General features: G+C 47.2%; 26 protein-coding genes. 21 read left to right on the top strand and 5 right to left on the bottom strand.

The genetic code is table 11. From position 1 onward, the window contains the following. The first annotated feature begins 200 nt into the window (after positions 1–200). Entirely contained in the window at positions 201–1,178 is a 978-nt protein-coding gene (gene rlmF / locus Q1A04_RS12750) for a 23S rRNA (adenine(1618)-N(6))-methyltransferase RlmF (RefSeq protein WP_299706364.1), read from the top strand. A gap of 104 nt (positions 1,179–1,282) precedes the next feature. On the opposite strand, the gene Q1A04_RS12745 is transcribed toward rlmF, so the two are convergent. Next, on the bottom strand, positions 1,283–2,023 hold the full coding sequence (locus tag Q1A04_RS12745; protein WP_299706361.1) for an SDR family oxidoreductase: 741 nt from the start codon (positions 2,021–2,023) through the stop codon (positions 1,283–1,285). Positions 2,024–2,311: 288 nt separating this feature from the next. Between Q1A04_RS12745 and Q1A04_RS12740 the strand changes: the two genes are divergently transcribed. The 4 genes from Q1A04_RS12740 to Q1A04_RS12725 all read left to right on the top strand — a co-directional run bounded on the left by Q1A04_RS12740 (position 2,312) and on the right by Q1A04_RS12725 (position 4,235). Continuing rightward, positions 2,312–2,794, top strand: a complete 483-nt coding sequence (locus Q1A04_RS12740; RefSeq protein ID WP_299706358.1) for a YdeI/OmpD-associated family protein — start codon at positions 2,312–2,314, stop codon at positions 2,792–2,794. 136 nt (positions 2,795–2,930) lie between these two features. Beyond that, positions 2,931–3,431: a transcriptional regulator gene (locus tag Q1A04_RS12735; protein ID WP_299706355.1), complete on the top strand. Its 501-nt coding sequence runs from the start codon at positions 2,931–2,933 to the stop codon at positions 3,429–3,431. A 47-nt stretch (positions 3,432–3,478) separates the two neighbouring features. Continuing rightward, positions 3,479–3,844: a hypothetical protein gene (locus tag Q1A04_RS12730; protein ID WP_299706352.1), complete on the top strand. Its 366-nt coding sequence runs from the start codon at positions 3,479–3,481 to the stop codon at positions 3,842–3,844. A gap of 19 nt (positions 3,845–3,863) precedes the next feature. Beyond that, positions 3,864–4,235, top strand: coding sequence for a hypothetical protein (locus Q1A04_RS12725; protein WP_299706349.1), 372 nt, complete (start codon positions 3,864–3,866; stop codon positions 4,233–4,235). A gap of 161 nt (positions 4,236–4,396) precedes the next feature. Here Q1A04_RS12725 and Q1A04_RS12720 read toward each other — a convergent pair whose 3' ends face one another. Continuing rightward, positions 4,397–4,837 (bottom strand): hypothetical protein, encoded by a 441-nt coding sequence (locus Q1A04_RS12720; RefSeq protein ID WP_299706346.1) that lies wholly within the window; start codon positions 4,835–4,837, stop codon positions 4,397–4,399. A gap of 297 nt (positions 4,838–5,134) precedes the next feature. On the opposite strand from Q1A04_RS12720, the gene Q1A04_RS12715 reads away from it, so the two are divergent. From Q1A04_RS12715 to Q1A04_RS12690, 6 genes are all read left to right on the top strand, one after another. Further along, positions 5,135–5,911 (top strand): SDR family oxidoreductase, encoded by a 777-nt coding sequence (locus tag Q1A04_RS12715; RefSeq protein ID WP_299706343.1) that lies wholly within the window; start codon positions 5,135–5,137, stop codon positions 5,909–5,911. Between the two features lie 106 nt (positions 5,912–6,017). Beyond that, a complete protein-coding gene (locus Q1A04_RS12710; protein ID WP_299706341.1) occupies positions 6,018–6,422 on the top strand; it encodes a methionine-R-sulfoxide reductase in 405 nt (134 codons plus the stop codon). Between the two features lie 22 nt (positions 6,423–6,444). Continuing rightward, positions 6,445–6,750, top strand: a complete 306-nt coding sequence (locus Q1A04_RS12705) for a peptide-methionine (R)-S-oxide reductase (RefSeq protein WP_299706339.1) — start codon at positions 6,445–6,447, stop codon at positions 6,748–6,750. A gap of 87 nt (positions 6,751–6,837) precedes the next feature. Beyond that, positions 6,838–7,224, top strand: a complete 387-nt coding sequence (locus Q1A04_RS12700; RefSeq protein ID WP_299706336.1) for a diacylglycerol kinase family protein — start codon at positions 6,838–6,840, stop codon at positions 7,222–7,224. Between the two features lie 109 nt (positions 7,225–7,333). Beyond that, a complete protein-coding gene (locus Q1A04_RS12695; RefSeq protein WP_299706333.1) occupies positions 7,334–7,723 on the top strand; it encodes a hypothetical protein in 390 nt (129 codons plus the stop codon). A gap of 6 nt (positions 7,724–7,729) precedes the next feature. Beyond that, positions 7,730–8,206: a DinB family protein gene (locus tag Q1A04_RS12690; protein WP_299706330.1), complete on the top strand. Its 477-nt coding sequence runs from the start codon at positions 7,730–7,732 to the stop codon at positions 8,204–8,206. Positions 8,207–8,369: 163 nt separating this feature from the next. Here Q1A04_RS12690 and Q1A04_RS12685 read toward each other — a convergent pair whose 3' ends face one another. Next, positions 8,370–9,161 (bottom strand): DUF4382 domain-containing protein, encoded by a 792-nt coding sequence (locus tag Q1A04_RS12685; protein ID WP_299706327.1) that lies wholly within the window; start codon positions 9,159–9,161, stop codon positions 8,370–8,372. Between the two features lie 154 nt (positions 9,162–9,315). Next, a complete protein-coding gene (locus Q1A04_RS12680; protein WP_299706324.1) occupies positions 9,316–12,345 on the bottom strand; it encodes an AsmA-like C-terminal region-containing protein in 3,030 nt (1,009 codons plus the stop codon). A 105-nt stretch (positions 12,346–12,450) separates the two neighbouring features. Between Q1A04_RS12680 and Q1A04_RS12675 the strand changes: the two genes are divergently transcribed. Together Q1A04_RS12675 and gldJ are read left to right on the top strand one after the other, a co-directional pair. Beyond that, positions 12,451–13,467, top strand: coding sequence for a PorP/SprF family type IX secretion system membrane protein (locus Q1A04_RS12675; protein ID WP_299706321.1), 1,017 nt, complete (start codon positions 12,451–12,453; stop codon positions 13,465–13,467). A gap of 63 nt (positions 13,468–13,530) precedes the next feature. Then, entirely contained in the window at positions 13,531–14,766 is a 1,236-nt protein-coding gene (gene gldJ / locus Q1A04_RS12670) for a gliding motility lipoprotein GldJ (protein WP_299706318.1), read from the top strand. A gap of 74 nt (positions 14,767–14,840) precedes the next feature. Here gldJ and Q1A04_RS12665 read toward each other — a convergent pair whose 3' ends face one another. Continuing rightward, positions 14,841–15,527, bottom strand: a complete 687-nt coding sequence (locus tag Q1A04_RS12665; protein WP_299706315.1) for a ComF family protein — start codon at positions 15,525–15,527, stop codon at positions 14,841–14,843. Between the two features lie 94 nt (positions 15,528–15,621). Between Q1A04_RS12665 and Q1A04_RS12660 the strand changes: the two genes are divergently transcribed. From Q1A04_RS12660 to Q1A04_RS12625, 8 genes are all read left to right on the top strand, one after another. Continuing rightward, positions 15,622–15,975, top strand: a complete 354-nt coding sequence (locus Q1A04_RS12660) for a carboxymuconolactone decarboxylase family protein (protein WP_299706312.1) — start codon at positions 15,622–15,624, stop codon at positions 15,973–15,975. A gap of 105 nt (positions 15,976–16,080) precedes the next feature. Continuing rightward, positions 16,081–16,431 (top strand): hypothetical protein, encoded by a 351-nt coding sequence (locus Q1A04_RS12655; RefSeq protein WP_299706309.1) that lies wholly within the window; start codon positions 16,081–16,083, stop codon positions 16,429–16,431. Next, complete coding sequence (locus tag Q1A04_RS12650) at positions 16,431–17,192, top strand: exodeoxyribonuclease III (RefSeq protein WP_299706306.1); 762 nt, start codon at positions 16,431–16,433, stop codon at positions 17,190–17,192. The genes Q1A04_RS12655 and Q1A04_RS12650 overlap by 1 nt, the downstream gene beginning before the upstream one ends. 156 nt (positions 17,193–17,348) lie before the next feature. Next, positions 17,349–20,660 carry a DUF4175 family protein gene (locus Q1A04_RS12645; protein WP_299706303.1) on the top strand — a complete coding sequence of 1,104 codons (3,312 nt, stop codon included), beginning with the start codon at positions 17,349–17,351 and terminating at the stop codon, positions 20,658–20,660. 31 nt (positions 20,661–20,691) lie between these two features. After that, on the top strand, positions 20,692–21,117 hold the full coding sequence (locus Q1A04_RS12640; protein WP_299706300.1) for an ATP-binding protein: 426 nt from the start codon (positions 20,692–20,694) through the stop codon (positions 21,115–21,117). Beyond that, positions 21,101–21,529, top strand: a complete 429-nt coding sequence (gene ybeY, locus Q1A04_RS12635; protein WP_299706297.1) for an rRNA maturation RNase YbeY — start codon at positions 21,101–21,103, stop codon at positions 21,527–21,529. Before Q1A04_RS12640 ends, ybeY begins: the two co-directional genes overlap by 17 nt. Positions 21,530–21,595: 66 nt before the next feature. Further along, complete coding sequence (gene mnmG, locus Q1A04_RS12630; RefSeq protein WP_299706294.1) at positions 21,596–23,458, top strand: tRNA uridine-5-carboxymethylaminomethyl(34) synthesis enzyme MnmG; 1,863 nt, start codon at positions 21,596–21,598, stop codon at positions 23,456–23,458. After that, entirely contained in the window at positions 23,459–24,346 is an 888-nt protein-coding gene (locus Q1A04_RS12625) for a class I SAM-dependent methyltransferase (protein WP_299706291.1), read from the top strand. It abuts the gene before it with no gap. Positions 24,347–24,406: the final 60 nt, after the last annotated feature.

Genomic DNA, 24,406 nt, shown 5'->3' with positions numbered 1-24,406 from the left:
TTCCTTGATTGTGCCAGCTTGTAGTTCGTACTGTTACTCGCACAAAAGGTATAGAATGTGCAAAAATATAGACACAAGCTATAAGCTAGTGCTAACTAAAACTTACATTAAAGCCACTAGAAGTATCCCCTCATAAACTATAGCAGCAACTATAGATTCTCTAAAACCGCCGTAATCACAAGTACACCACCTGCAGTATAATGCTTCCTAAAAAGAAAGAACATCCCAAAGAGAAATCGGAGCTGCACCCACGCAGCAGGCACCGCGGACGCTATAATTTTATGCAGCTTATAGCCAGTTGCCCGGAGCTAAAGCCTTTTGTAAGGCTGAATGAGTATAACGATGCCTCTGTGGATTTCTTCGACCCAAAAGCTGTGAAAACACTTAATAAAGCTTTGTTAGCGCACTTTTACGGCATCAAACACTGGGATATTCCACAGCATTACCTCACACCGCCCATACCCGGCCGCGCAGATTATATACACTATGCCGCCGACCTGTTGGCTGCATCAAACCAAGGCAAAATACCGACAGGCAATAAAGTAAAGTGTCTGGATGTGGGTGTTGGTGCCAGCTGTATTTACCCGGTCATCGGGAACAAAGAATATGGCTGGGCTTTTATTGGGGCTGATATAGATCCTGTCTCTGTTAAGTCGTCTCAGAGTATAGTAAGCTCCAATCCATCGATGAAAGGAAACGTAGAACTACGGCTGCAGCCAGATCCAAAGCATATCTTCAAGGGCATTATCAAACAAAACGAGCACATCGACCTGACCATCTGTAATCCGCCGTTCCATAGTTCGCTGGCGGAGGCACAGGCCGGAACGATGCGCAAACTCAAGAACCTGCAGCAAAAGAAAACAGCCAAGCTAACACTGAATTTCGGCGGCCAGAATACCGAACTATGGTGCGAAGGAGGCGAGGCCAGGTTCGTGGAGAACGTGGTAAAAGAGAGCCGGCAGTTTGCCACCTCGTGTTTCTGGTTCACTACACTTATCTCTAAAGCAGCCAACCTGAAAAGTGTGCTTTATAATTTAAAAAAAGCCGGCGCTAAAACTATAGAAACCATACCAATGGGCCAAGGCAACAAAATCAGCCGCATCGTTGCCTGGACTTTCCTGGACGAAGAGCAGCAGAAATTATGGAGAGAGTCGCGCTGGGTGGAATCGAAACATTGATGCAAAAAGGGTTCGGCTATAATTAAACTTCACACCATCACCCCGTAGGCTACTGATACACTCAAACTTGCGGAATGAGCACTCTTTAGAAACTGTAAAACACCTTACTGCTTCCCGACAGGCTTCAGCAAAATCTCATTTACATTAGCGCGCGCTGGTAAGGTAAGCGCATAAAGTATAGAATCTGCAATGTCTTCCGGTTCTATCTTCGATTCGCCGTCACCCCAATCCATATCGTTTAGCAACTCTTTGTCCGTTATAGACTCACGTAGATCGGTATCAACTGTGCCGGGCTCAACAGACGTGATGCGGATGTTGTAATCAGGAGAAAGCTCCATGCGTAGCCCCTCCGAGAGCGCGATGATAGCGGCTTTGGTAGCTCCGTACACAGCTCCGCCGCGGTACATCACACGTCCATCTATAGATGCCATGTTCACAATATGGCCGCTTTTGTTCTTGATCATGGTCGGGAGCACCGCGTAAACAGCTTTCAAAATACCCTTCAGGTTTACGTCTACCATCTTCTCCCATTCTTCTAGGTGGCGGTTTTTCATGTAAGATAGCGGCATTAGTCCGGCGCTGTTCACAAGTATGTCAATGGTGCCATACTTATCCAGAGCGGTTTGGGCCATGGCTTCCACCTGCTTCAGGTCTGTTACATCGGTTTCGGCTATAGTGGCTTCGCCGCCTTTGCCTTCTATTTCCTGCTTTACTTTCTTCAGATCGTCTGTGTGGCGGGCAGCCAGCACCACTTTGGCACCTGCATCGGCTAGTGCAAGCGCAGTGGCTCTTCCGATTCCCTGCGATCCTCCGGTTACAATGGCTACTTTGTCTTTCAGCTTCATAGTTTTTTAGTTTCGTAAAGCTTTTTATACTTGCCGCTGGAGATGGGGGTTATGACAGAACCGCAAGATCTGCACATTTTATCTGCCTGTGCCTGCTTAACTTTGTTATAAATAATTGAAGGCCATGCTACATTCTGTTCTTGCATACATCAACAGCCACCTGAACGGGAACATCTCGCTTTAGGAACTGGCAAAGGTAACCGGCTATTCTCCGTACCACCTGCACCGCAAGCTGAAAGAGGAGCTGCTTTTTTTATAAATTAAGTACAGTTATATCAAATCTAAAGCATGGAAGATCAGCCACTTACCGATAAATATTACCTACTCGAGAAGTTCCCCGGCAAAGGCGGCTGGACTTATGCTGCTCTCCCGGAGATCTTACCTGACAAGCATGCCCACTTTGGTTGGGTTAGGGTAAAAGGCACCATTGGTGGCTATGAGCTAAAAGGCTACCACCTGATGCCAATGGGGAATGGGCAACTGTTTTTACCGGTAAGAGCGGAGATCAGGAAGAAGATAAAGAAGCAGGCAGGCGACTGGGTACAGATTATACTTTATGCCGACAACACCCCGCAGGAAGTGCCGGAAGAACTGCTGCTGTGCCTGCAGGATGAACCCGCCGCCTACGACAAATTCCGAAACTGCACCGACGGCGAACAGAAAGCCCTTGTAGATTGGATCTATTCTGCTAAAACCGACGAAACCAAAGTAGAGAGAATTGTCCAAACTATCGAAAAACTCCTCAGCAACCAGAAGCTGCACGAGAAGTAATAGCTACATCTCATAAGTATAGCGACATTATATTTTATGAATGTGCTTTGCATCTTAATTAATGATAGTCCGTATCCAGAGTGATTTAATTTTCAATAATATTTGAAAGTTATGAAATAAGTATTAACATTGTGTCATGGAATACAGCGAGGCAAAAGAGCGATACATTGAGGCTTGGGGCAGCCTAGGATCAAGCTGGGGGGTGAACCGCACCATGGCCCAGATACACGCGCTCTTGATGATCGCAACAGAACCGCTCTCCACAGAGGAAATCATGGAGGACCTTAAAATCTCCAGAGGTAACGCCAATATGAACATTCGGGCGCTGCTTGATTGGGGGCTTGCCAAGAAAGTGCTGAAGCCGGGTGAGCGGAAAGAGTATTTCGCTACTGATAAAGACCCGATGGTACTCGCCACGCAGGTAGCCAAAGAGCGCAAAAAACGTGAGCTTGACCCAATCATTAGACTGTTGGAGGAGGTTTCTGCCGTGCAGGGCGAAGGCAAAGAAGTAAAGGAGTTCAAGAAGGTTACTGCTGACCTGAAAGGCTTTGCTAAGCAGGCTGATTCCGTTATCAATACTTTTATACAGTCTAACTCAAACTGGTTCTTCAAGATCCTTGGCAAAATAACGCGCTAATTTTTTTGATTATATGTTTCAATAATTATTGAAAATACTGAATAATCATGAACACAGATCTGACCATACTCGCTTACTCCATCTACCTACCGATAGGTGTTTTTGTGACTTACTGGGTCGGCAAGAGTCTGTACAAAAACGGTCGCCTATACCTGCAACAGATCTTTCAGCAGAATGAAAAGCTGATCGATCCCATCAATAAGCTGTTGCTCACGGGCTATTACCTGCTTAATGTGGGATATGTGTTTGTGCTGATGGTGCAGCAGCTGCCGATCTATACCTATCACCAACTCATTGAAGTGCTGAGCAGCAGGGTGGGTATCATCCTGATCTCGCTAGGCTGCATTCACTTTTTCAACCTCTCAGTGCTCTACTTTATCAATCGGAAAAACCAAACCATACAACATACTTAAACCATAAACAGACAAAGCCATGGAAAATGCACTAATGGTAAAAGGGTACCTGATTTATCTACCAATCGCCTTATTGATGACCGTGCTGGTAGCCCGCACGCTTTTCAAAAACAGCCAGATCTTTATGCTTGATATTTTCGGAGGACGCGAAGAAATCGCTTTCGCCACCAACAGGCTCTTCGAGATCGGTTTCTACCTCATGAATATAGGGGCGGCCCTGCTCATACTTAGGATGAACAGGATTTTTACGGCGCAAGATCTTATAGAAGCGCTCAGCTACAAGCTTGGCGGCTTTTCTATCTACCTCGGCATCATGCTTTTCCTAAACTTATACCTGTTCTTCCGGGGCAAACGCAAAGCGAAAGAGAAAGTACAGGTAAGTGAGGCGTAGGTCCTGCATATCACGCTAACTATCCCGCAAGTTTATACTTGTACAGCTAAAGGAAGGGCAGCTCCGGAAGGGGCTACTCTTCCTTTAGCTTAAATTTGAATTTCGTTTTGATCAGGTTATACCTGTGTTTCGTACTTCTTCCAAACCTATTACACTCTCCCTTACCAACTGTATAAATCAGAGTGAAAAGCTTTCCAATCGGTTTCATTCGTTGCTTTTACCTGCATTGTGCCGTTTGAGGTCACTGTCACATTATGGAGAGAATACAGCCCTTCTTCCAATTCTCTAGGTATAGACAAGTCCTCTACCGTCACTTGGTTAGGAAGGCTTCCTCCATCACCTGCAGTAAGTGTATCGGTTATCTCCAAAGACTTCATCGGGCAAAAGTACAGCACCATCTTACCCCGTTTTTTCTCAAGGCGTACAGGAGACAGGTTTGCCATCACTGTCTCCCCATGTGATAGTTTTTCTTCCCGCATTACTTTCTGCAGAACCTCTGGTTGTGAAGAAGAAGTAACTACTACCCGGCGTGGCTCTCTGGCTCCAGAAGGTTGATCCTGAAGGCCAAATAAATTTCTGAAAAAGGAAGTGAAAGAGCTCATAGCATTAAAACTTTAGATATGAATAAATAATATAAAAGGATCATCCCTCGCAGGCAGTCGCCAGATTGCCCGATTCATCCATCAACTCATCTATATTGATTTATTGCTGATACTCTATTAAAACGAAGCCTACTTTGCTCTTGTTCTTTATTTACGTATAAAAATTATTTGATTAATATAAATTATTTATCCAAATCGGGAACTCTCTTCTAACCAATGAGTGGCACAGGCAGTATGTTTATTAAAGCTTTCTGTCTGCTTTGATAGCAGGCCATCACTATACCAAATTGTAAACTCATGGATAAATTAAAAGGAAGAGTAGCCTTAATAACCGGCTCTGACTCTGGCATAGGACGAGCAACTGCAATTGATTTCGCGAAGGAAGGGGCAGATGTAGTTATTACCTACCACACGGACAAAGAAGGAGCGGAAGAAACCCTGAAAGAGGTGGAGAAGCAGGGCAGGAAAGGCCTTGTCCTAAAGGTGGACATCAGTGATGAGCAGAGTGTGGAAAAGCTGTTTGAGCAGGCCCTTAAAGAGTTCGGCTCTTTAGATATACTTGTGAATAACGCGGCGGTAAACGGCTCTGGAATCAACGTAGCCGATATGGACACGGAGGTTTTCGACAGAACGATCAAGACTAATTTGTACGGCACCTTCTTCTGCTGCCGCGCATTTATAAGGCATCGAAAACAAAAAGGCGGCAAGGGAAAGATCATCAACGTCTCTTCTGTGCACGAAGAAATAGTATCAGCTGGCACGGCAGACTACTGCGCGTCCAAAGCAGGGGTGCGTAACCTTACCCGTACACTGGCACTGGAGCTGGCGGAAGACGGCATTAACGTAAACAACATATGCCCCGGCATGATCCTGACACCTATGAACCAAGAGGCAATGGATGATAAGGAAGCCCGCAAAGAGAGCGAGCAGAACATACCAATGAAACGGGCTGGCAAACCCGAAGAGATTGCCAAAGTGGCTGTTTTCTTGGCCTCTGCTGATTCTGATTATGTAACCGGCTCAAGCTACTTTATGGACGGTGGCCTTTCTCAGCATGTGGGGCAGGGGGCCTAAAGTGAATCAGCATGATCAGCCACTCTGTCAGCCCAAACCTTAGCGGCTCACTATTTGTTTATGTGTATATTCCTAACAAAACTGTCTTAACAGAAACTCACAGTTTATGAAAATCGCGAAAGACCCATCAGAATATAACAAACTGACACCGGAAGAAGAGCGCATTATCGTGCGCAAAGGCACCGAGTATCCCGGTACAGGAGAATACAATAACTTCAAAGGGGAGGGGGTATACCTGTGCCGCCGCTGCAATGCCCCGCTCTATACCTCTGAGTATAAGTTTGAGTCGAATTGCGGATGGCCGAGCTTTGACGACGAGATAACCGGCGCCGTGAAGCGCGTGCCAGACCCAGACGGGCACCGCACCGAGATTGTATGCGCCAACTGCGGAGCACACCTTGGCCACGTGTTTGAAGGCGAGTACCTCACTCCCAAGAATATCCGCCACTGCGTCAACTCGCTTTCGATGAAGTTCGTGGCCGTGGAAGACTTGGAAAAGGAAGACGTGTAGCACTTGCATTGATTTCCTCCACATGTTTAAGCACAGAGGCAAGGTATCAAGGAACAGCCAACATCATGGCACCTATACCTGCTCCTGCTGCGGGCATCCCTTATTCGAAGCCAGCAGTAAGTTTGAGGTAGGTTCCGGCTTTCCGAGCTTTTGGGAGCAGATAGAGGAGAACGTAATCCATAAGCCGCTCTATACCTACGATCGGCATCGCATACAGCTCCTCTGCAGCCAATGCGGGCAGCATTTAGGGCACTTGTTTCAAGACAACCGCACACCCACGCAGGTGCGCTACTGCATCAACGCTGACTCGTTACGATTTGAAGTATAGCGAGATTCTCTTCCCTTTTAACTTTATGGCGCAGTCTGCAGTATACGATAGCGAAATCTGAATATTCTCACCTCTATACAGTGCCCTATGAGCCGTCCATCGTTTATCAAAAGCCGCTACAACAGCTTCCGCTTTGCCTTCAAAGGCTTGTCTGCTGTTTTTCGCTCTGAGCCGAACATGCACCTGCATGTGCTGGCCAGCATTGTGGTGCTGGTAATGGCCTATCGTTTTGAAGTGACACGGGTGGAGTGGTGCCTGCTCATACTCTGCATCGGCATGGTGTGGGTGGCCGAGATCTTTAACACATCCATCGAAACGCTGACCGACTTGGTATCGCCGGAACACAACATCTGGGCGGGCAAAACCAAGGATCTAGCCGCAGGAGCCGTCCTTATGGCAGCCATTACCGCTGTGGCTGTTGGCCTGTTCGTCTTTATACCTTATTGGATCTCCTACGTAAACATTGAGTTGTAATCAGCGCAAAATAGTTCTAGCCTGATACAGCTGCACGGTACGCCTGTTGGGCATGATGCTAGCATTTAGAATTAAATCTATACCTTTGCGCTCCGTTTTAAAAAATCGAATGGCTGCATACATACCATCGGGCCTAGTGCTTGCACTTTTGATTTTGGCCACTGGCTGCCAGACTTCTGAAAAGTCGGCCCCTAACACAGAACAGAAGGACAAAGATATGGCACAAACGGCTTGGCTTAGTGAACTTGTACGCGAGTTGGAGCAAGAGCCAGTGGCTAACCCGCCTGCAAGAGTATACCGCTACCTTTACAACGAGCAGGAGGTATACTACCTCACCGGTCGCTGCTGCGACATTCCCGGCAAATTGTATGATGTGGAAGGTAACCTGCTGTGCGAGCCAGACGGTGGTATTACGGGCAAAGGCGATGGACGCTGCCCCGATTTTGTAGATGTCCGCACAAACGAGACCTTAATTTGGGAAGATAAAAGAGAAAGCTAATTAAAGATGACAGGAAACGACGTATTAAAGAATCTTTCAGAATATAATATCTGGGCAAACCAGACCATGCTTAACGTGTTTGACAGCCTCCCAGAGTTGCCCTCCAATTCTGCTCGCCTGTTCAGCCACGCGCTCAATGCACAGGCTATTTGGATTGCCCGTATCACCGGCACCGAAAGCCCCGTGAAGGTATGGCAAGAGCACACGCTCGAAGAACTGCATAAACTGCATCAGTACGCCTCCTATAAAATAGCCGAACTGGTGGCCAATAGCGATGAAGCTGAGTTCAACCGACTGATAGACTATACCAACAGCCAAGGCAACAAATACAGCACCCGGGTGCTCGACATCCTAACGCATGCTTTTAACCACGCCACATACCACCGCGCTCAGGTAGCCACTGATCTGCGCAAGTGCGGCCATACACCACCTAACACCGATTATGTGACCTACGTTCGTGAACTGATGGGTCAGGTATATTAGAGATATTAGGCTTGTAAACAAAAAGGAGCGCTTCATTATGAAGCGCTCCTTTTTGTTTAAGGCAGATTGTTGTTTCTAGGTTTCAAGCCACAAATCGAGTTTCCCAGTTAATGAGCCAGCGGCTTGAAACTACTTCCTGCATCTTGTGTCTCTAGCCCTCAAATTACTCGTGCGACAGGTCTACTGTGCCGAGGTCTTTGATTTCGTCCTGTGAGATGCTGATGTTTTCGAGCGTTTTATCGTGCTCACTGTTCTCCGTGTAGAACTTCACAGTATAAGTACCTGCCTTCACACCTTTGATCAGGAAGTCACCGTTCTCATTGGCGAAACCACCAATAGTATCGTTGGCTGCGGAGATCACATAGATACCCGGCTTATACTCAGCAGGCGTAACCTTGCCTTTGATACCTCCAGCGATAGCCTGCGTAATCGTGCGGATTACTGGCTTCAGGTTATACTGCCCGTTGCCTCTGGCCACTACCGATTTTGCTGCATCAAAGTCCAGCAGCACTACATACGTCACGTCTTCTTTCAGCTCAGCATTTATCTGCACCTTCAGGCCGGATGTCTGCCCGCTTGGCGTTTTCAGGTCTACAACGTCACCGTTCTTCAACTTAAGAGAGTTGTTATCGCCAAGTACCAGTCTAATCTGGGAAATGGTGCCAGCCGGGAGGCTTGCACTAGCAAGCAGCGTATCGCGGCCGTTTGCGAAGTCGAGCAGGTTGTATACGCCCGGATTGATGTGGTCGAGTGTCATCCAGCCGCTTTCGCTGTCTGTGTCTTCCTTATGAACCTGCACGGAACGGACGTCTACATTAACTTCTTCGTAGTCGCCAGGAGCGTCGGTCATACGGACTTCCATTTTGGCCGTGCCGGTACCTTCAGTTTCACTGTCGCATGAGCTGAACCATACAAGGCCGCACATCATAAAAGGAATCAAGAATTTGGTTCTCATAGAAATTGGATTAAGTTTAAACCTCTTTGGCGCCAAATGGCAACCATTATACGGATAAACGGGATATTGTTGCACAAAAGTATATCGCTATATAAAAATAATAGCCGCTATCTATGTAATAGCGGCTATTTAAAGAATTTGTTAAAGAAAAATATTATTGATTCACTGACTTAGTAGTATCTGGCTTAGCCGGTTGCGTGGCAGGTTTGGCTTTTGGCCTCAGGAAGTCCGTAATTTTGTCTGTTGCCTGTTTTTTTATCTGTTGCTCTGCTTCCTGCCGCTTTTTCTCCAACTCTTGTCTGGCTTTATCTTCGGCTTCTAGTCTCTTCCGGTCCAGCTCGTTTTTCACACTATCCTGTAGTTGTTGCTTACGCTGCTCTAGTTGCAGTTTTGCATCGTCCACTTTGCTTTTCACGACACTTTCCACTAGATCCCTAGCCTGCCCTTTGGCACTACCACCAGCTAGCGCTACTTTCGGACTTGCCAGCGTGCCACCGATGTTCAGGTTAAGCGTAATGCGCTCTGACGCTTTAAGTGCCTCGTTCCCTATGAGACTGCCCAATCGGGTATTCAACTCACGACCTACTTTGCCAGCCGGTACGTTAAGCGCTGTTACGTAGTCGATATTGCCATCTACATTGTTAGAGCCGCCTACAGTCATTTCAATATCTCCCACTTTCAAGTCGAACGGGCGAATCACCAGACTGCCATCAATGATCTGGGCATCTATCTTTCTGTTTTCAATCACGAAGTTGCTTAACTCATCAAATCGAGTCAGCGCGCTGATCTGCTCCAATATTTTAACATCACGCACAGCCGCCTTCACCACCCGTATTATACCTTGCCCATCCATCGTCTTAAACACCGGTGTCATATCCTCACCGATCTCACCGGCGAAGTTAAAGTTAGTGGAGAAAGTGCCGTCCAGCAAACCGGCTATCGGAGCAATTACCTTGATCGTGTTAAAGGCATTGAAAGCCTCCTTGAAGCTCAGGTTTTGCACGTCCAATTTCATATCAAAGAGCGGTTGCTTCAAGTTCTGGGTATTATAGCTACCGCTAGTCACAAATGCGCCTCCCAATGTATTGAACTTCACACCATCTAAGCGTGCTATCTTGTCTTTTAACAGTACACGGCCGCCTACGTTACTCAGCTTCAGATTGTCATAAAGCACCTGCTTAGCATCCACATTCAGTGTGATGTCCAAATTGGCAGGCACCTCCACCACGCCTTCTGCCTCTGTGCTGGCATCCGTCGTCTGTCCGGTATTCTCATCCACCATCCACTCGTTCACATTGAAGTTGTTAGAGCTCAGGTTAAAGTTACCTCGCAGCGACTGGTTATCGGACATGGCATAGCCAATGTAGTTCGACACCGAACCGTTGGCCCTAAAGTCGCTTTCACCCAAGAAGCCGTTCATATTGTTGAGCTGAACACGCTCATTGTTGAACACGGCATCGGCTTTGCTGATCTTGATACCCTGTGGCATATCCGTGCTTACAAAGTTCAGATTACTTATACCCATGGTGCCATTGGCGGTCACATTATTATACCTTTCAGCCTCGATATCCGACATCTTGCCCTTGGCGGCCACGTTGGCATTGATGCGGCCCGTCACCGTCATACCTTCCTGCGGGAAGATTTTGGTCAGCTTCTCCAGATCCAGTATACCTTTTATCTGCCCATCAAAAGCCGGGTGCTCTATACCTTGCACCAGCATGCGGCCTTCAAGCGGCTCACCGTCCAAGGTCATGTTAAAGCGCTCTATGTTGATGCGAGTATCGTCTGTGTTTCCGGTCTTATTCAATATATTAATCACCGCATTCAAATTCTGGATAGGGGCGGGGAAGTCCGCGGACTTCACATATCCGTTGGTCAGGCGCATATCCGCATTAATTACCGGCATGCTCTTCTCACTGTAGGTGCCCTTTGCATCGGCGTCCACTTTCAGCAAACCACGCAGGGTCATACCCTCCACCGGGAAAACCTTGGTCATCTCATCAAGATCGATATTGGCTTTCACGTTGCCCTCCACCTGCATCACTTCCATACCTTTCACCAGCACACGGGCGTCAATCGGGTTCTTGCCCATGTCCATGTGGAAGCTGCGCACATCGATCACGGTATTCTCCATGTCTCCGTCCGGGTTGTCTATGCGCATATCTACGTTGATGTTACGGGCGGCTTGCGGCAGATCCGGGTACTTGAACATACCATCCACTACCTTTAGCTCTGTCCCGAATCCCGGCATAAGCGTGTCGTTCATGCGGCCTTTCAGGTAACCGTCAAAACTTAGGCTACCTTCTGTTTTAATGTCTTTGAAATCTTCTTGGAACATACCCGGTACCACCGACAGCACACTGCGGAAGTCTGTGTTAGCGGCTTTGAAGGTCAGATCCATGTCAATGTCATCTTCCGGCATCAGAATAGTGCCGGCAAACTGAACAGGCAGTTCGTTGATGCGGATGTTATTGTCTTTGAAGGTATAGAGGTAACGATCAAGGTCCATCGCCATGGTCACGTCAGCATCCAGCACGGCGTTCTCGATATAATTCACCCCATCATAAGTCATTACGAAGCGGTCAGCTTGGGTCTGCGACTTCATGTCGAACACGCTTTTTTCGAAATCGCCGCTACCGGTATGGCGCACGTTGTAAGCAGCCAGTCCGAAAGGTATACTCAGGTCATCGTAATAAAGCGTTCCATTGTTAACGTCCCACTTCTTTATAGCCATCCGAAAATCGCTGGCCGCAGTGTCGGCCTCGGCTGCCGCAGTGGTATCGGCAATAAAGATATCCCAGTTAGCCTTGCCGCTTTCAAGCACCAGCAGGCGGATGGTTGGATCATCTAGCTTAATGTTGTTTATTTTCAGACGGTTTCCGCTGATCACGCTCATCAGATCCAAGCCCATCCGAAACGAAGGAATTTTGGCGAGTGTATCGGTGGCGAAGGAGTCCTGTCCCACTACCAGCAGATTTTCAACCCCTAGGGACATGTTCGGGAAGTCGCGGAAAAGCGAAAGACTCACGTCATCCGTTTCGTAAAAAACGGAAGCATCGATATTCTTGGCGATCTCTTTGTCAAGGGCCTCTTTAATTTTATCTTTGAACAGCAGGGGCACCAGTGCCGCCGCCGCAAGTAAAATCGCTAGGAAGACGAAGAAACCAATAACTACTTTTTTCATATAGGTGGTTGCGTTTAGTAAAAGCTAAGCTATGATAATTTATAGCGAAAACCATGCGGAATTTATCACGCTCTCAATCTTTAATCGTTGAAGAGCTACAAAAGTATGCGTAAAGCCCTGACAAAATTTCTTTTTTGCATGTTCGTCTGCCTGTGTAGCTTAAAGGCGACAGGGCAGGATGCGCTTTTCACGCAGCAGTACGCCAACCGGCTATACCTAAACCCGGCCTTTAATGGGCTAGGGCGCAGCTGGAGCGTGGCGGTGGCCCACCGAAACCAATGGCCCTCCCTCAATGGGTCTTTTGTTACCAACCAAGTTGCCGGCGACTATCGTTTCGAGGGCACTAAAAGTGCAATCGGGATGGTACTACAGCAAGACCGAGCCGGTATTGGCGGATTACAAAAACTACAGGCCTCGTTGGCCTATGCCTACCATACTGGTTTAACGGAAAATCTCGCCTTTTCAGCCGGTTTGCAATCCTCTCTCGCCTCACTGCGTGTCAATTACGACAACTTGGTATTCGGGGATCAGCTAACAGACAACGGCCAGACAGCTTTGAGTTCGGCAGAAGCGCTTCATTTTGACCCGGCTTCCTACCTGAGCTTTGCCGTGGGCGGCATTTTGTATAATAATCAGTTCTGGACTGGGTTGAGTGTATCGCATCTCAACCAACCCTCTTTCGGCTTCGATGAGACTACAAAGCAGCCCCTGCGTTTTGTCGCCAATGCAGGTTATAAGTTCTACATACCAACTGGCTTAGGGCGCGGTAATAAGGAGTTTAGCATCAGCCCTGCCGTTAATTTCACACATCAGCAAAATTTTAGTCGTGTTGACCTTGCCTTGTATACTATCTACTCGCCCTTAGCGTTAGGAGTAATATATAAAGGAGTACCAGTAACCGGTGGTGCAGAGCAGGACCAAAGCCTAGCCCTGATCGCCGGTATTAGCCTAAATCAACTCCGCATAGGCTTTAGCCACGACGTGGGAGTGAGGGGATTCGGTCGGCAGGCAGGAGGTGCGAACGAAATTTCGCTGGTTTTTGAACAACTTGATCTAAATAATTTGTTCACAGGCCGCCGCTTGTCCAAAATAAACCATAACATTGTTTGTCCGGCATTCTGAATTTAGTTATAATTGCACGTTAAATTACATTAAAAGAACCTTATCATTAGTAGGTCCTAATCTATGAAGCTTATTAAGTATGTATCAGCAGTTGTTGTAGGGGGAGCTCTCCTTGCATCGTGCGGTAGAGGGGGCGGCTATCCAACGAGCACTGACCCAGGCGATTACAGCTCGGCCACGGGTATAGAGTACAACGAGGATGAAACCGCGTTTCAGGTAAACGATTACGAAGACTTCCCTCAGGCTCCGGGTCTTGTATTTATTGAGGGTGGTCGCACCACACTCGGCTCCATGGAGGAAGACATCGCCATGACCCGTGACAACATTGAGCGCACGGTGACTGTTGCTTCGTTTTACATGGACGAAACAGAAGTGGCTAACATCCACTGGCTGGAGTACCTGCATTACCTGAAGAGAGACTCTATTCCGGAGGTATACACGGCCGCTTTGCCTGATACAACCGTATGGTCCCGTCAGCTTTCTTTCAATGACCCTTATGTAACGTACTACCTGCGTTACCCTGGTTTCCGCTTCTTCCCGGTTGTGGGTGTAAGCTGGTTGCAGGCTAACGACTACTGTACTTGGCGTACGGCTAAGGTAAACGAAAACCTAGCTAAAGAAGCTGGTGGTGCTAGCAGCGAAAGAAGAGGCTTGTTCGGCAGAAGAGCCGCACAAGAGCCTACCGAGCCTACCGCACTTTCTATCGAGTCAGGTTACGTGCTTCCGAACTACCGTCTCCCAACGGAGGCTGAGTGGGAGTATGCTGCACAGGCTTTGATCGGTACACAGTACAACGAAGACGAAAACCAGAATAATAGAAGACTTTACCCTTGGGATGGACACCAACTGCGTAACCCGCACGGCAAGCAGATGGGCCAGTTCCTAGCTAACTTTAAGCGTGGCCGTGGTGACTATGCCGGTGTGGCTGGCTCACTGAACGATGGCGCCATGATTACGGACTATATCTACAGCTACCCTCCAAACGACTTCGGTCTGTACAACATGGCTGGTAACGTAAACGAGTGGGTACAGGACATCTACCGTCCGCTTTCTTTCCAAGACGTGGAAGACTTGAATCCATTCCGTAGAGACGGTTACTTGGACGAGGCTGATCAGTATGACTCTAGCGAAGGCTACCACTCTTTGATCAACAACGAGGTTCGTGTTTTCAAAGGCGGTTCTTGGAAAGACGTAGCTTACTGGCTGTCTCCAGGTACTAGAAGATTCATGGCACAGGATTCATCTACTGCAACAATCGGTTTCCGTTGCGCGATGATCAACGCCGGTTCTAACAAATAAGAACTAACAGTTAATACTAATATGCTAAAGGCCCGGGTTTACCCGGGCTTTTTCTTTTTAGGTCAAGTTGATATTTAGGCCGCTGCAATCGTAACCACACTTACTTCCTCACAACCACTGTTAAGCAAGGCTTGTGCGCAGGCCTCCAATGTGGCCCCCGTGGTTAGCACATCATCAACTAACAGCACTCGTTTCCCTTTCACTTTCTCAGGGCTTTTCACCTCAAATACACTCTCCACGTTCTGCCAGCGATCAAGTCGGCTCTTCTTAGTCTGTGAGTCAGTGTCTATGTTCCGCACTAGTAACCGATTGCTCCACTCTAGCTCCATAGCTCCGGCTAATCCCTTCGCAAATCCATCGGACTGGTTGTAGCCACGCCGCCGAAGCTTCAGGCGATGCAGGGGAACGGGCAGAATGAGGTCAAAGTGCTCAGCATACTGATGGTCGGAAAGCAACGCACCATACCGTTTGCCTAAGTGCTCACCCAATTCCTGAGCTCCTTTGTACTTGAGCTTGTGCAACAGTCTTTGCACTCTTCCCTTCGGGCGAAAATGCAGATAAGCAAACGCAAAGCGAACGGGTACCTTGCCCCAAAAGCGCTGTTGCAGCATGTTCTGCTCGGTTGCGCCATGCACGTGTAAGTCAGTATAGGGGAGCTTCACATTACATTCTGTGCAGATGAACCGCTCACCACGAGCCAGCGGTTGGTCGCAAGCATGGCATATCTCAGGAAAAAGCAACGACAGAAAATCCTGCAGCATGGCACAGAGGTCTAATTAAGGTATTCTAGATATTTTGACTTAACTTTATCTCTTATACTTTTAAAAGCATAAAACAGTAATAGCACACACAACAATGAGTCAGATAGAAGAATTCAACGAATATCGTACCCGCATGAACGAGCGCATCATGTCATACGACAACAAAGTGATCAAGCGCTTTTTTAACCTTGATACCAATACTTACATGGAGGGTTCCCTCGATGTAAAGACAAAAGAAATGCTCGGCTTGGTGGCCTCCATGGTGCTTCGCTGCGACGATTGCATTAAATATCACTTAGGTAAATGTTTCGAAGAGGGTGTGAGTGATGAGCAGGTGTTCGAGGTGTTCTCTATTGCCAATCTGGTAGGTGGCTCTATCGTTATCCCACATTTTAGAAGAGCGGTGGAGTACTGGGAGGAACTTAAAGCGCAGGAAAGCGCTTCCTAAAAAAAGTGATTCAAATGCTGGGTTGTTCAACTGTTGCTTTCCTCTACTAGGCAGACTTTCTGCGGATAAGCCATTGAACAACTCAGCCATTTAACAATTAAATATATGTCTGAAGAATCATCAAATATTGAGCACAGATGGACTAACCTGCGGGCTTCTATGATGAAGACTTTCGGAAAGAAGCCTGACCTGAATGCCATTCTGTTTTTGATAGGTATACAGGAGCTTGGTAAAGGCGTTACCAATTTCACAAAGGAAGAGAAACAGGATCTGATGCACATTGCCACCTGCAAGGTATTCAGTTTATCAGGTTTCTATGAGCTGGAGCGGGTTGACGAAGAGGGCTGGCCGCATTACCGTTCTGTAAAACCTATACCTTTTGCCAACCTGAAAGAACAGGACCGCATGCTAAAGTGGCACATTATAGAGTATTTTGATCGAAGCGAAGAGTTTTAATGAAGATTATCAGTTATAACGTAAACGGCATCCGCGCCGCTATTTCTAAAGGCTTTCAGGATTGGGTGAAGGCCGCCAACCCCGATGTTCTTTGCCTGCAGGAAATTAAGGCCTGCGAAGATAAATTTGACCGCGCCATTTTTGAGGACTTGGGTTATAACGTATACCTGCATCCGGCTGTCAAAAAAGGATACAGTGGTGTGGCCATACTGTCTAAGGAAAAACCAAAACACGTAGAGATTGGCTGTGGCATGGAGTGCTACGACAACGAGGGCCGTGTCATCCGGGCAGACTACGACGATTTTTCTGTAATGAGCGTATACATGCCTTCCGGTTCGAGCGGGGAGGAGCGACAGGGCTTTAAGATGCAGTGGCTCGACGATTTTTACGGCTATGTCGGCGATATAAAAGAAACGTTGCCCGGTATCGTGATCAGTGGCGATTACAACATTTGCCATCAGGCCATCGATATCCATAACCCAAAATCCAATGCCAACAGCTCAGGGTTTTTGCCTGAGGAACGCAATTGGATGACCAAGTTCATTGAAAGTGGTTTTGTGGACAGCTTCCGTCACTTTAACAAGGAGCCGCACAACTACAGCTGGTGGAGCTACCGAGCCGGGGCAAGAGGAAAGAATCTGGGCTGGCGCATCGATTACAACATGGTGTCCGGCAATCTGCAGGAGCGCATGCAGCGTGCCGCCATCCTGCCAGAAGCCAAACATTCCGATCACTGCCCGGTTTTATTGGATATTATATAGTAGACTGTACTTTCCGTATACTAAACGGGCCGTGCAGACAGTTAAATAGGTATAGCGCTAGGAGCTTGCCTTAAATTTCTATATTTTAACAACTTACCCCACAAGGGTTAATCCTTCACTGCAGGCATGAACCAGTAACAGTAAACCAGTAGGCATATGAGTCAGCATGATGCGTTGGATCAGCTATTGAAACAGCTGCAGGCCTTCAAGAAGAAGTTCTATCTCAACCTTTTGTTGAGAGGGAGCATTTTCGCGGTCGGCTTGCTCATGTCCATCTATATTGTCTACAGCCTTCTGGAGTACATTTTCTATTTCCCGGCATTTGTACGCGCCTTCTTTCTTTTCTCTTTTGTTGCTTTAGTGATCTATGCCTTAGTCCGTTGGATCATCATGCCTTTGTCTGCTCTTGCCAACCTGCGCAAGCTTCTCTCTGACGAACAAGCTGCATTAAGGGTAGGGCAGCATTACCCTGAAATAAAAGACAAGTTGCTGAATGCCATTCAGTTAAAATATTTTGACCGCACCAACGAATTGATTGCCGCCAGTATAGCGCAGCGCTCCAGCCAATTGGTAAATTATCCTTTTGAGGAGGCTGTCACTTACCGAGAGAACAAACCCCTTCTGAAATACATTGCCCTTCCGGCTATCATCTTGCTTCTTATCGCGGTGATTTACCCCACCATCTTTGTACAGGGTACGGAGCGCATCATTAATTACAAGAAACACTATACCCCGCTGGCTCCTTTCCGTTTTGTAGTCGAGAATGAGTCCTTACAGACCTACAGGGGAGAAGACTTTCAGCTAAAGGTACATTTGGAGGGAAATGCCATACCCAATGAGGTATACATTCACTATAACGGCAGGCGACAGCGCCTCCAAAAGGATGGCAACAATGGCTATGCCTATACCTTTAAGCAACTTCAAAAACCGGTAGAATTTCAGTTGGAGGGCTCTGGCTTCATGTCTGATGACTATACTCTGCGTTTGTTGTCACGTCCTAACCTGAAGAACTTCTACATGGAAGTGGCCTATCCTGCTTACCTAAAACGTAAGCCCGACCTTATCCAGAACACAGGCAATGCTACCGTACCCGCAGGCAGCACGATTACGTGGAAATTTGATGCCACTGAGACGGAGCGTATAGAGCTTAACTTTGAAAATCAGGATCAGTTGCTGGAAGCCAAACAAGAAGGTTCCGAATTTAAGGCCAGCAAAGAGATTAAAGAAAGTCTGACTTATGGTGTTGACCTGCGCAATGCGCACAGCACAAACAAGGATAAGATCAACTACCAAATTACGGCTATACCTGACCGTAATCCCCAGATTACGCTGGAGCAATACCACGACTCAGCCCTGTACCGCTTTGTTGTGTTGGCGGGAGAGGTAGCAGATGACTATGGCCTTACCCGATTAGTCCTCAACTATAAGATTACGAACGACAAGAATCCGCAGTCAAAATATAAAAGCGTTGCTCTTGGTCTGAACAAGCAACAGCTTAACCAGACCTATTATCATCAGTGGAATACAGCCGGCTTACAACTCAACCCCGGTGACAAACTGGAGTACTTTGTGCAGGTATGGGACAATGACGGACTGCAGGGCCCTAAGAGCGCCCGTTCCCGCACTTATGAGCTAAAGGTACCAAGCAAGCGCGACTTAGAGAAGGAGTTGGTCAGCAATGCGCAATCCGTAGAGAGCCATCTAAGCAAATCTTTGGAAAAGAGCACCAAGCTGAAAGAAGAGCTGGCCCGCTCTGAAGAGAAGATGAAAACGAAGCGAGACATGAACTGGCAAGACAAAAAGCAGCTGGAGGAACTCACCGAGAAACGCAAACAGCTAGAGCAGGACATCTCCTCCATGAAAGAACTCTTTGACGAGCTTAATAAGAAGCAGAACATGCTGAGCGAGCAGGATAAGCAACTGGCCGAAAAAGCACAGGAGCTGCAGAAACTCATGGAAAGTCTGCTGGATGAGGAGACGAAAAAACTTTACGAAGAGCTAGAGAAGCTACTGCAGGAGCAAAGGCCAAAGGATGACGAACTGCAAAAGCTTTTGAGCAAACTTGATAACCGAGAACGAAACCTAGAGCGGGAATTGGAACGGGCTTTGGAGCTCTTTAAGCAACTGCAGTTCGAACAGAAGCTCGATAACATCACCAACAAGCTAGAGGAAATGGCCAAAGACCAAGAAGAGCTAGCTGAAAAGACCGCACAGAAGAAAGAGGACAACAAACAATTGCAGCAAGAGCAAGAAAGTATTAAGCAGGACTTCGAGAACTTAAAGCAGGACCTAAAAGACTTAAAGGACCTGAACGATAAGATGCAGCATCCGAACCAGATGGATGAAGAGCAAATGCAGCAAGAGCAGGAGCAAATAGAGCAGGACATGGAGCAAGGCCAGCAGCAGCTCGAAAAGAACCAGAACAAAAAAGCAAGCGAGTCACAGCAGAAGGCAGGGGAGAAGATGAAGCAGATGGCTCAACAAATGGAGCAGATGCAAAGCAGCATGAGTATGGACGGTATGCAGCAAAACCTTGACGGCCTGCGCGACATACTGGAGAATCTTATCAAACTTTCCTTTGATCAGGAAGAGCTCATGAAATCCTTCAGAGGAGTCAGCCAGAGCGATCCACGCTTTATCTCCTTGTCTCAGCAACAGCTATCCCTCCGCGATAATGCCAAAGTAATTGAGGATAGTTTGTTTGCTCTTGCAAAAAAAGTGTTCCAGTTAGAGTCTTTTGTCACGCGCGAAGTAGCCCAAATGAATCAGAGCATGGACAACAGCATGAAAGAACTGCGCGATCGCAACGTGGGCCGTGCCACCGGTCAGCAGCAACTGGCCATGACCTCCATGAACAATCTGGCGCTTATGCTCAACGATGCCCTTAAGCAGATGCAGCAGGCGATGCAGCAAATGCAGGGCAGTATGGCCAGCAAACAGAAGGGAAGCAAGCCACAGCCGGGCGATTTTGGACAGATGCAGGACGCCTTGAACAAAAAAATTGAAGAATTGAAAAAAGGTGGCAAATCAGGTAAGGCACTGTCTGAAGAATTAGCTAAATTAGCTGCGGAGCAGGAGGCTTTGCGGAACGCCCTGAAGGAACTGGAGAAACAAGGCCAGAAACCTAGCGAAAAAGGCGGTAACGGCGAGTTGGGAAATATCAGCAAGATGATGGAACAAAGCGAGACTGATCTCGTTAATAAACGTTTGACTGAGCAGACCATCATGCGACAGCGCGAAATACTGACCCGCCTGTTGGAAACTGAGAAGTCAATGAAGGAGCGGGAATTGGATAACAAACGTGAGGCAAAGAGCGCTCAGGATGTTGCCCGACAGGTCCCCCCATCATTTGAGAAATATTTAAGAACAAAAGAAAAACAAACGGAATTACTGCAGACCGTACCACCGGCACTGTCGCCTTATTATAAACAGAAGGTCAGCGAGTACTTCCAGAATATGAGTAACTAATACGCACCTTATAGCTACACTAACAAGTAATATGAATCAGGTTAAAATTCAGATTCCTTCCTTAATCGAGAACATCCGAGTAATAGAAAGCTTCATAGACAATTCAAAGGAAGAATTCGAGTTTGAAGACGATGTATATGGCAACATCATGGTAGCCGTTACGGAGTCTGTAAACAATGCCATTCGACATGGCAATAAATTCGATAAAGAAAAACTAGTATACCTTACGCTTCAGGTAGAGAATAACCAGCTGCTTTTTGAAATTGAGGACGAAGGTCCCGGCTTCGATTATGACACGCTTCCTGATCCTACAGCACCCGAGAACCTTGAAAACCCGGGCGGTCGCGGTATCTTTTTGATGCGCAACTTATGTGATGAGGTTAACTTTTTGGATAACGGCAAAAAGGTGCAGCTAATATTCAACATCGAATCATTACAGAATGGATCATCAAATTGAGTTCTTCAGCGAGGACATTGATTTCTCGCTGGATAACCCAGAGCAGATCTCCGACTGGATTGCAGCTATTATTGAACAACACGAACAAGAACTTGTAAGTCTGACTTATATCTTCTGTTCCGATGACTACTTGCACCAGATCAATTTGGAGTATCTAGACCACGATACACTCACTGATATTATCACCTTCGACAATGCCGACATAAAGGGCACTATCGAAGGTGATATTTTTATAAGCGTAGATCGTGTGCGCGACAATGCTGCCACACACCATACCTCTTTCGAAGACGAACTTCACCGCGTCCTAATCCACGGCGTACTCCATTTACTCGGTTTTAAAGATAAGACCCCTGAGCAGGAGGTCACTATGCGCAAACTCGAAGATTCTTCCTTATCTTTGCGGAAATTTTAATCGCATAAGGGAATTACCAACCTCCCTTTAATGTTTCACGTGAAACATCTCTAAATCCTGAATTACATGTTTCCAGAATACGATATCATAGTTGTAGGCGCGGGTCATGCCGGTTGTGAAGCCGCTGCCGCAGCTGCCAAAATGGGATCCAAAGTCCTGTTGGCAACCATGAACATGAACACCATCGCCCAGATGTCATGCAACCCGGCAATGGGTGGCGTGGCAAAAGGACAAATCGTGCGAGAGGTCGATGCACTTGGTGGTATGAGCGGTATCATCACCGATGAGACGATGATCCAATTCCGCATGCTCAACAAATCGAAAGGACCTGCCATGTGGAGCCCGAGAGCACAAAGTGACCGCATGCGTTTTGCCGAAACTTGGCGCCTGACGCTAGAGCAAACGGCGAACGTGGACTTCTGGCAGGAAATGATAACAGGTATAGAAGTGAAGGATGGAAGAGCTGTTGGCGTACGTACCAGCTTGGGGATAACTATACGTGGAAAGGCTGTTGTTTTAACCAATGGCACCTTTTTGAATGGTATTATCCACATCGGCGAAAAGCAGATGGGAGGTGGCAGGTCAGCAGAGAAATCAGCGAAAGGCCTGACAGAACAGTTGATCGAACTTGGCTTTGAGGCGGGTCGCATGAAGACAGGAACACCTCCACGCGTAGACGGACGCTCACTTGACTATTCTAGAATGGAAGAGCAGTTCGGAGATGAAAACCCATCTAAGTTCTCTTATACCGAAACTACACCATTGGCTCAGCAGCGAAGCTGTTACATTACCTATACCAATTCAGATGTACATGAGATCTTGAAAACAGGCTTTGAGAAATCGCCGATGTTTCAAGGACGCATACAGGGATTAGGTCCACGCTACTGCCCATCCATAGAAGACAAGATCAACCGTTTCGCCGATCGTGACCGTCACCAGATTTTTGTGGAACCGGAAGGATGGAATACAGTAGAGGTATACGTGAATGGTTTCTCAAGCTCACTGCCGGAGGACGTGCAATTAAAAGCGCTTCGCAAGATTGTAGGTTTTGAGAACGCCAAAATGTTCCGACCGGGCTATGCCATCGAGTATGACTTTTTCCCACCTACCCAGCTTAATCTGACACTCGAAACCAAATTGGTGGAGAACCTATACTTTGCGGGTCAGATAAACGGTACAACAGGGTATGAGGAAGCGGCTTGCCAAGGTCTGATGGCAGGTATAAATGCACACAACAAGATAAACGAGAAAGCACCGTTTATACTGAAGAGATCCGAAGCATACATTGGCGTGCTCATCGATGACTTAGTGAATAAGGGGACAGAAGAGCCATACCGTATGTTCACATCAAGAGCAGAACACCGTATACTTCTGCGTCAGGATAACGCCGATATCAGATTAACAAGGCTAGGATATGAACTCGGATTGGCCGATGAAAACCGTCTGAAAGCTGTGGATAAGAAGATATCAGAAACAGCAGAAATCATCGCTTACTTAAATAATAAGCCGATCGAGCCGGGAGATATCAACAGCATGCTGGAGCAGATGGGATCGGCTCCAATTGTAGAAAAGCAGCGCGCCGGTCAGTTGATCAAACGACCGAATATTGAAATTCAGCATATTGCTGAAGCTGTTCCTGCCGTGAAAGAATACCTGAGTAAGTTCAAGGCCGATAGCGTAGAGCAAGCTGAGATAGCTGTAAAGTATGAGAGCTACATCGTGAAAGAGCACACGATGGCTGCTAAGATGGGCGAACTCGAGAACTATAACATTAAAGAAAAAATCGACTACCGTAATATACCGGCCTTATCGGCTGAAGCACGCGAGAAACTATTGCGTGTACAGCCCGAAACAATCGGACAGGCATCACGCATAAGCGGTGTGTCGCCGGCTGACATTTCGGTACTTATGGTATACCTTGGCAAATAGATGAGCTACGAAAGACTGGAGCAATGCCCGATATGCGGCAAAGAAGACTTTAAAAACTTCTTGGTAGTAACCGACAACGCTGTCTCAAAAGAGAGCTTTGTAATTGTGGAATGCGAGAACTGTTCGTTCAAATTCACGAACCCGCGACCGGACGTCGATAGTATTGATAAGTACTACGAATCCGAGGAATACATATCGCACAGCAACATTAAGACAGGCATTATCAACAGAGCCTATCATGTGGTACGCTCCATTACAACGAAGCAAAAGGTAGAGCTTATAAACAGATATGCTCCAGCCAAAGGCGCTATACTTGACTATGGCTGTGGAACCGGTGTTTTTCTAGGTGCCTGCAAGAATGACGGCTGGGAGGTAAGAGGTGTGGAACCTAATGCACGCGCCCGCGAGGAAGCCTCTACCTTGACGGGTGAGTTGATAGCAAAAGATTTAAGTGAAATAGCGGGGGAGAAGTTTGAGGTTATTACCTTATGGCATGTGCTGGAGCACATCCATACGCTAAATGAAACGATGGTGGAGTTGATCAACCTTTTGCAGGACGACGGCACATTAATCATAGCCGTGCCCAATGCTGATTCACATGATGCACAACAGTACAAAGCAAATTGGGCAGCCTATGATGTGCCGCGCCACCTTTACCATTTCACGCAGCCCACAATGAAGCGCTTACTTAAAAAGCACAAGATGATGCTAGAGGAAGTGTTACCAATGAAATTTGATGCCTACTATGTAAGCATGCTGAGCGAAAAGCAGAAAGAGGGGAAGACAAAAATGATCAGTAGTGTGGTAAACGGGTATAAGTCGAATAGCTATGCAGAGAAAAACGGCAATGACTATTCGAGTCTTATATTTGTTGCGAAAAAGAAATAAGCGAGCATTCCCAGAGTGTTAATAAATAAGAACAAGGCAAGCGAAAGTTTGCCTGTTTTT

The sequence above is a fragment of the uncultured Pontibacter sp. genome, from assembly GCF_947499215.1.
In the GTDB taxonomy this organism is placed as follows: Bacteria; Bacteroidota; Bacteroidia; order Cytophagales; family Hymenobacteraceae; genus Pontibacter.
Note: the sequence above shows the minus strand (reverse complement) of the source record. Positions and strands in the feature narration are given on the sequence as shown.

Excerpts from the sequence above, each read along its gene's own strand:
- Q1A04_RS12645 (WP_299706303.1), top strand. The coding sequence starts at position 17,349 with ATGAGTCAGCATGATGCGTTGGATCAGCTATTGAAACAGCTGCAGGCC.
- Q1A04_RS12675 (WP_299706321.1), top strand. The coding sequence starts at position 12,451 with ATGCGTAAAGCCCTGACAAAATTTCTTTTTTGCATGTTCGTCTGCCTG.
- Q1A04_RS12740 (WP_299706358.1), top strand. The coding sequence starts at position 2,312 with ATGGAAGATCAGCCACTTACCGATAAATATTACCTACTCGAGAAGTTC.
- Q1A04_RS12745 (WP_299706361.1), bottom strand. The coding sequence starts at position 2,023 with ATGAAGCTGAAAGACAAAGTAGCCATTGTAACCGGAGGATCGCAGGGA.
- Q1A04_RS12695 (WP_299706333.1), top strand. The coding sequence starts at position 7,334 with ATGGCTGCATACATACCATCGGGCCTAGTGCTTGCACTTTTGATTTTG.
- gldJ (WP_299706318.1), top strand. The coding sequence starts at position 13,531 with ATGAAGCTTATTAAGTATGTATCAGCAGTTGTTGTAGGGGGAGCTCTC.
- Q1A04_RS12665 (WP_299706315.1), bottom strand. The coding sequence starts at position 15,527 with ATGCTGCAGGATTTTCTGTCGTTGCTTTTTCCTGAGATATGCCATGCT.
- Q1A04_RS12720 (WP_299706346.1), bottom strand. The coding sequence starts at position 4,837 with ATGAGCTCTTTCACTTCCTTTTTCAGAAATTTATTTGGCCTTCAGGAT.
- Q1A04_RS12650 (WP_299706306.1), top strand. The coding sequence starts at position 16,431 with ATGAAGATTATCAGTTATAACGTAAACGGCATCCGCGCCGCTATTTCT.
- Q1A04_RS12680 (WP_299706324.1), bottom strand. The coding sequence starts at position 12,345 with ATGAAAAAAGTAGTTATTGGTTTCTTCGTCTTCCTAGCGATTTTACTT.
- Q1A04_RS12705 (WP_299706339.1), top strand. The coding sequence starts at position 6,445 with ATGTTTAAGCACAGAGGCAAGGTATCAAGGAACAGCCAACATCATGGC.
- ybeY (WP_299706297.1), top strand. The coding sequence starts at position 21,101 with ATGGATCATCAAATTGAGTTCTTCAGCGAGGACATTGATTTCTCGCTG.
- Q1A04_RS12690 (WP_299706330.1), top strand. The coding sequence starts at position 7,730 with ATGACAGGAAACGACGTATTAAAGAATCTTTCAGAATATAATATCTGG.
- mnmG (WP_299706294.1), top strand. The coding sequence starts at position 21,596 with ATGTTTCCAGAATACGATATCATAGTTGTAGGCGCGGGTCATGCCGGT.
- Q1A04_RS12710 (WP_299706341.1), top strand. The coding sequence starts at position 6,018 with ATGAAAATCGCGAAAGACCCATCAGAATATAACAAACTGACACCGGAA.
- Q1A04_RS12725 (WP_299706349.1), top strand. The coding sequence starts at position 3,864 with ATGGAAAATGCACTAATGGTAAAAGGGTACCTGATTTATCTACCAATC.
- rlmF (WP_299706364.1), top strand. The coding sequence starts at position 201 with ATGCTTCCTAAAAAGAAAGAACATCCCAAAGAGAAATCGGAGCTGCAC.
- Q1A04_RS12685 (WP_299706327.1), bottom strand. The coding sequence starts at position 9,161 with ATGAGAACCAAATTCTTGATTCCTTTTATGATGTGCGGCCTTGTATGG.
- Q1A04_RS12715 (WP_299706343.1), top strand. The coding sequence starts at position 5,135 with ATGGATAAATTAAAAGGAAGAGTAGCCTTAATAACCGGCTCTGACTCT.
- Q1A04_RS12730 (WP_299706352.1), top strand. The coding sequence starts at position 3,479 with ATGAACACAGATCTGACCATACTCGCTTACTCCATCTACCTACCGATA.
- Q1A04_RS12735 (WP_299706355.1), top strand. The coding sequence starts at position 2,931 with ATGGAATACAGCGAGGCAAAAGAGCGATACATTGAGGCTTGGGGCAGC.
- Q1A04_RS12660 (WP_299706312.1), top strand. The coding sequence starts at position 15,622 with ATGAGTCAGATAGAAGAATTCAACGAATATCGTACCCGCATGAACGAG.
- Q1A04_RS12625 (WP_299706291.1), top strand. The coding sequence starts at position 23,459 with ATGAGCTACGAAAGACTGGAGCAATGCCCGATATGCGGCAAAGAAGAC.
- Q1A04_RS12655 (WP_299706309.1), top strand. The coding sequence starts at position 16,081 with ATGTCTGAAGAATCATCAAATATTGAGCACAGATGGACTAACCTGCGG.
- Q1A04_RS12640 (WP_299706300.1), top strand. The coding sequence starts at position 20,692 with ATGAATCAGGTTAAAATTCAGATTCCTTCCTTAATCGAGAACATCCGA.
- Q1A04_RS12700 (WP_299706336.1), top strand. The coding sequence starts at position 6,838 with ATGAGCCGTCCATCGTTTATCAAAAGCCGCTACAACAGCTTCCGCTTT.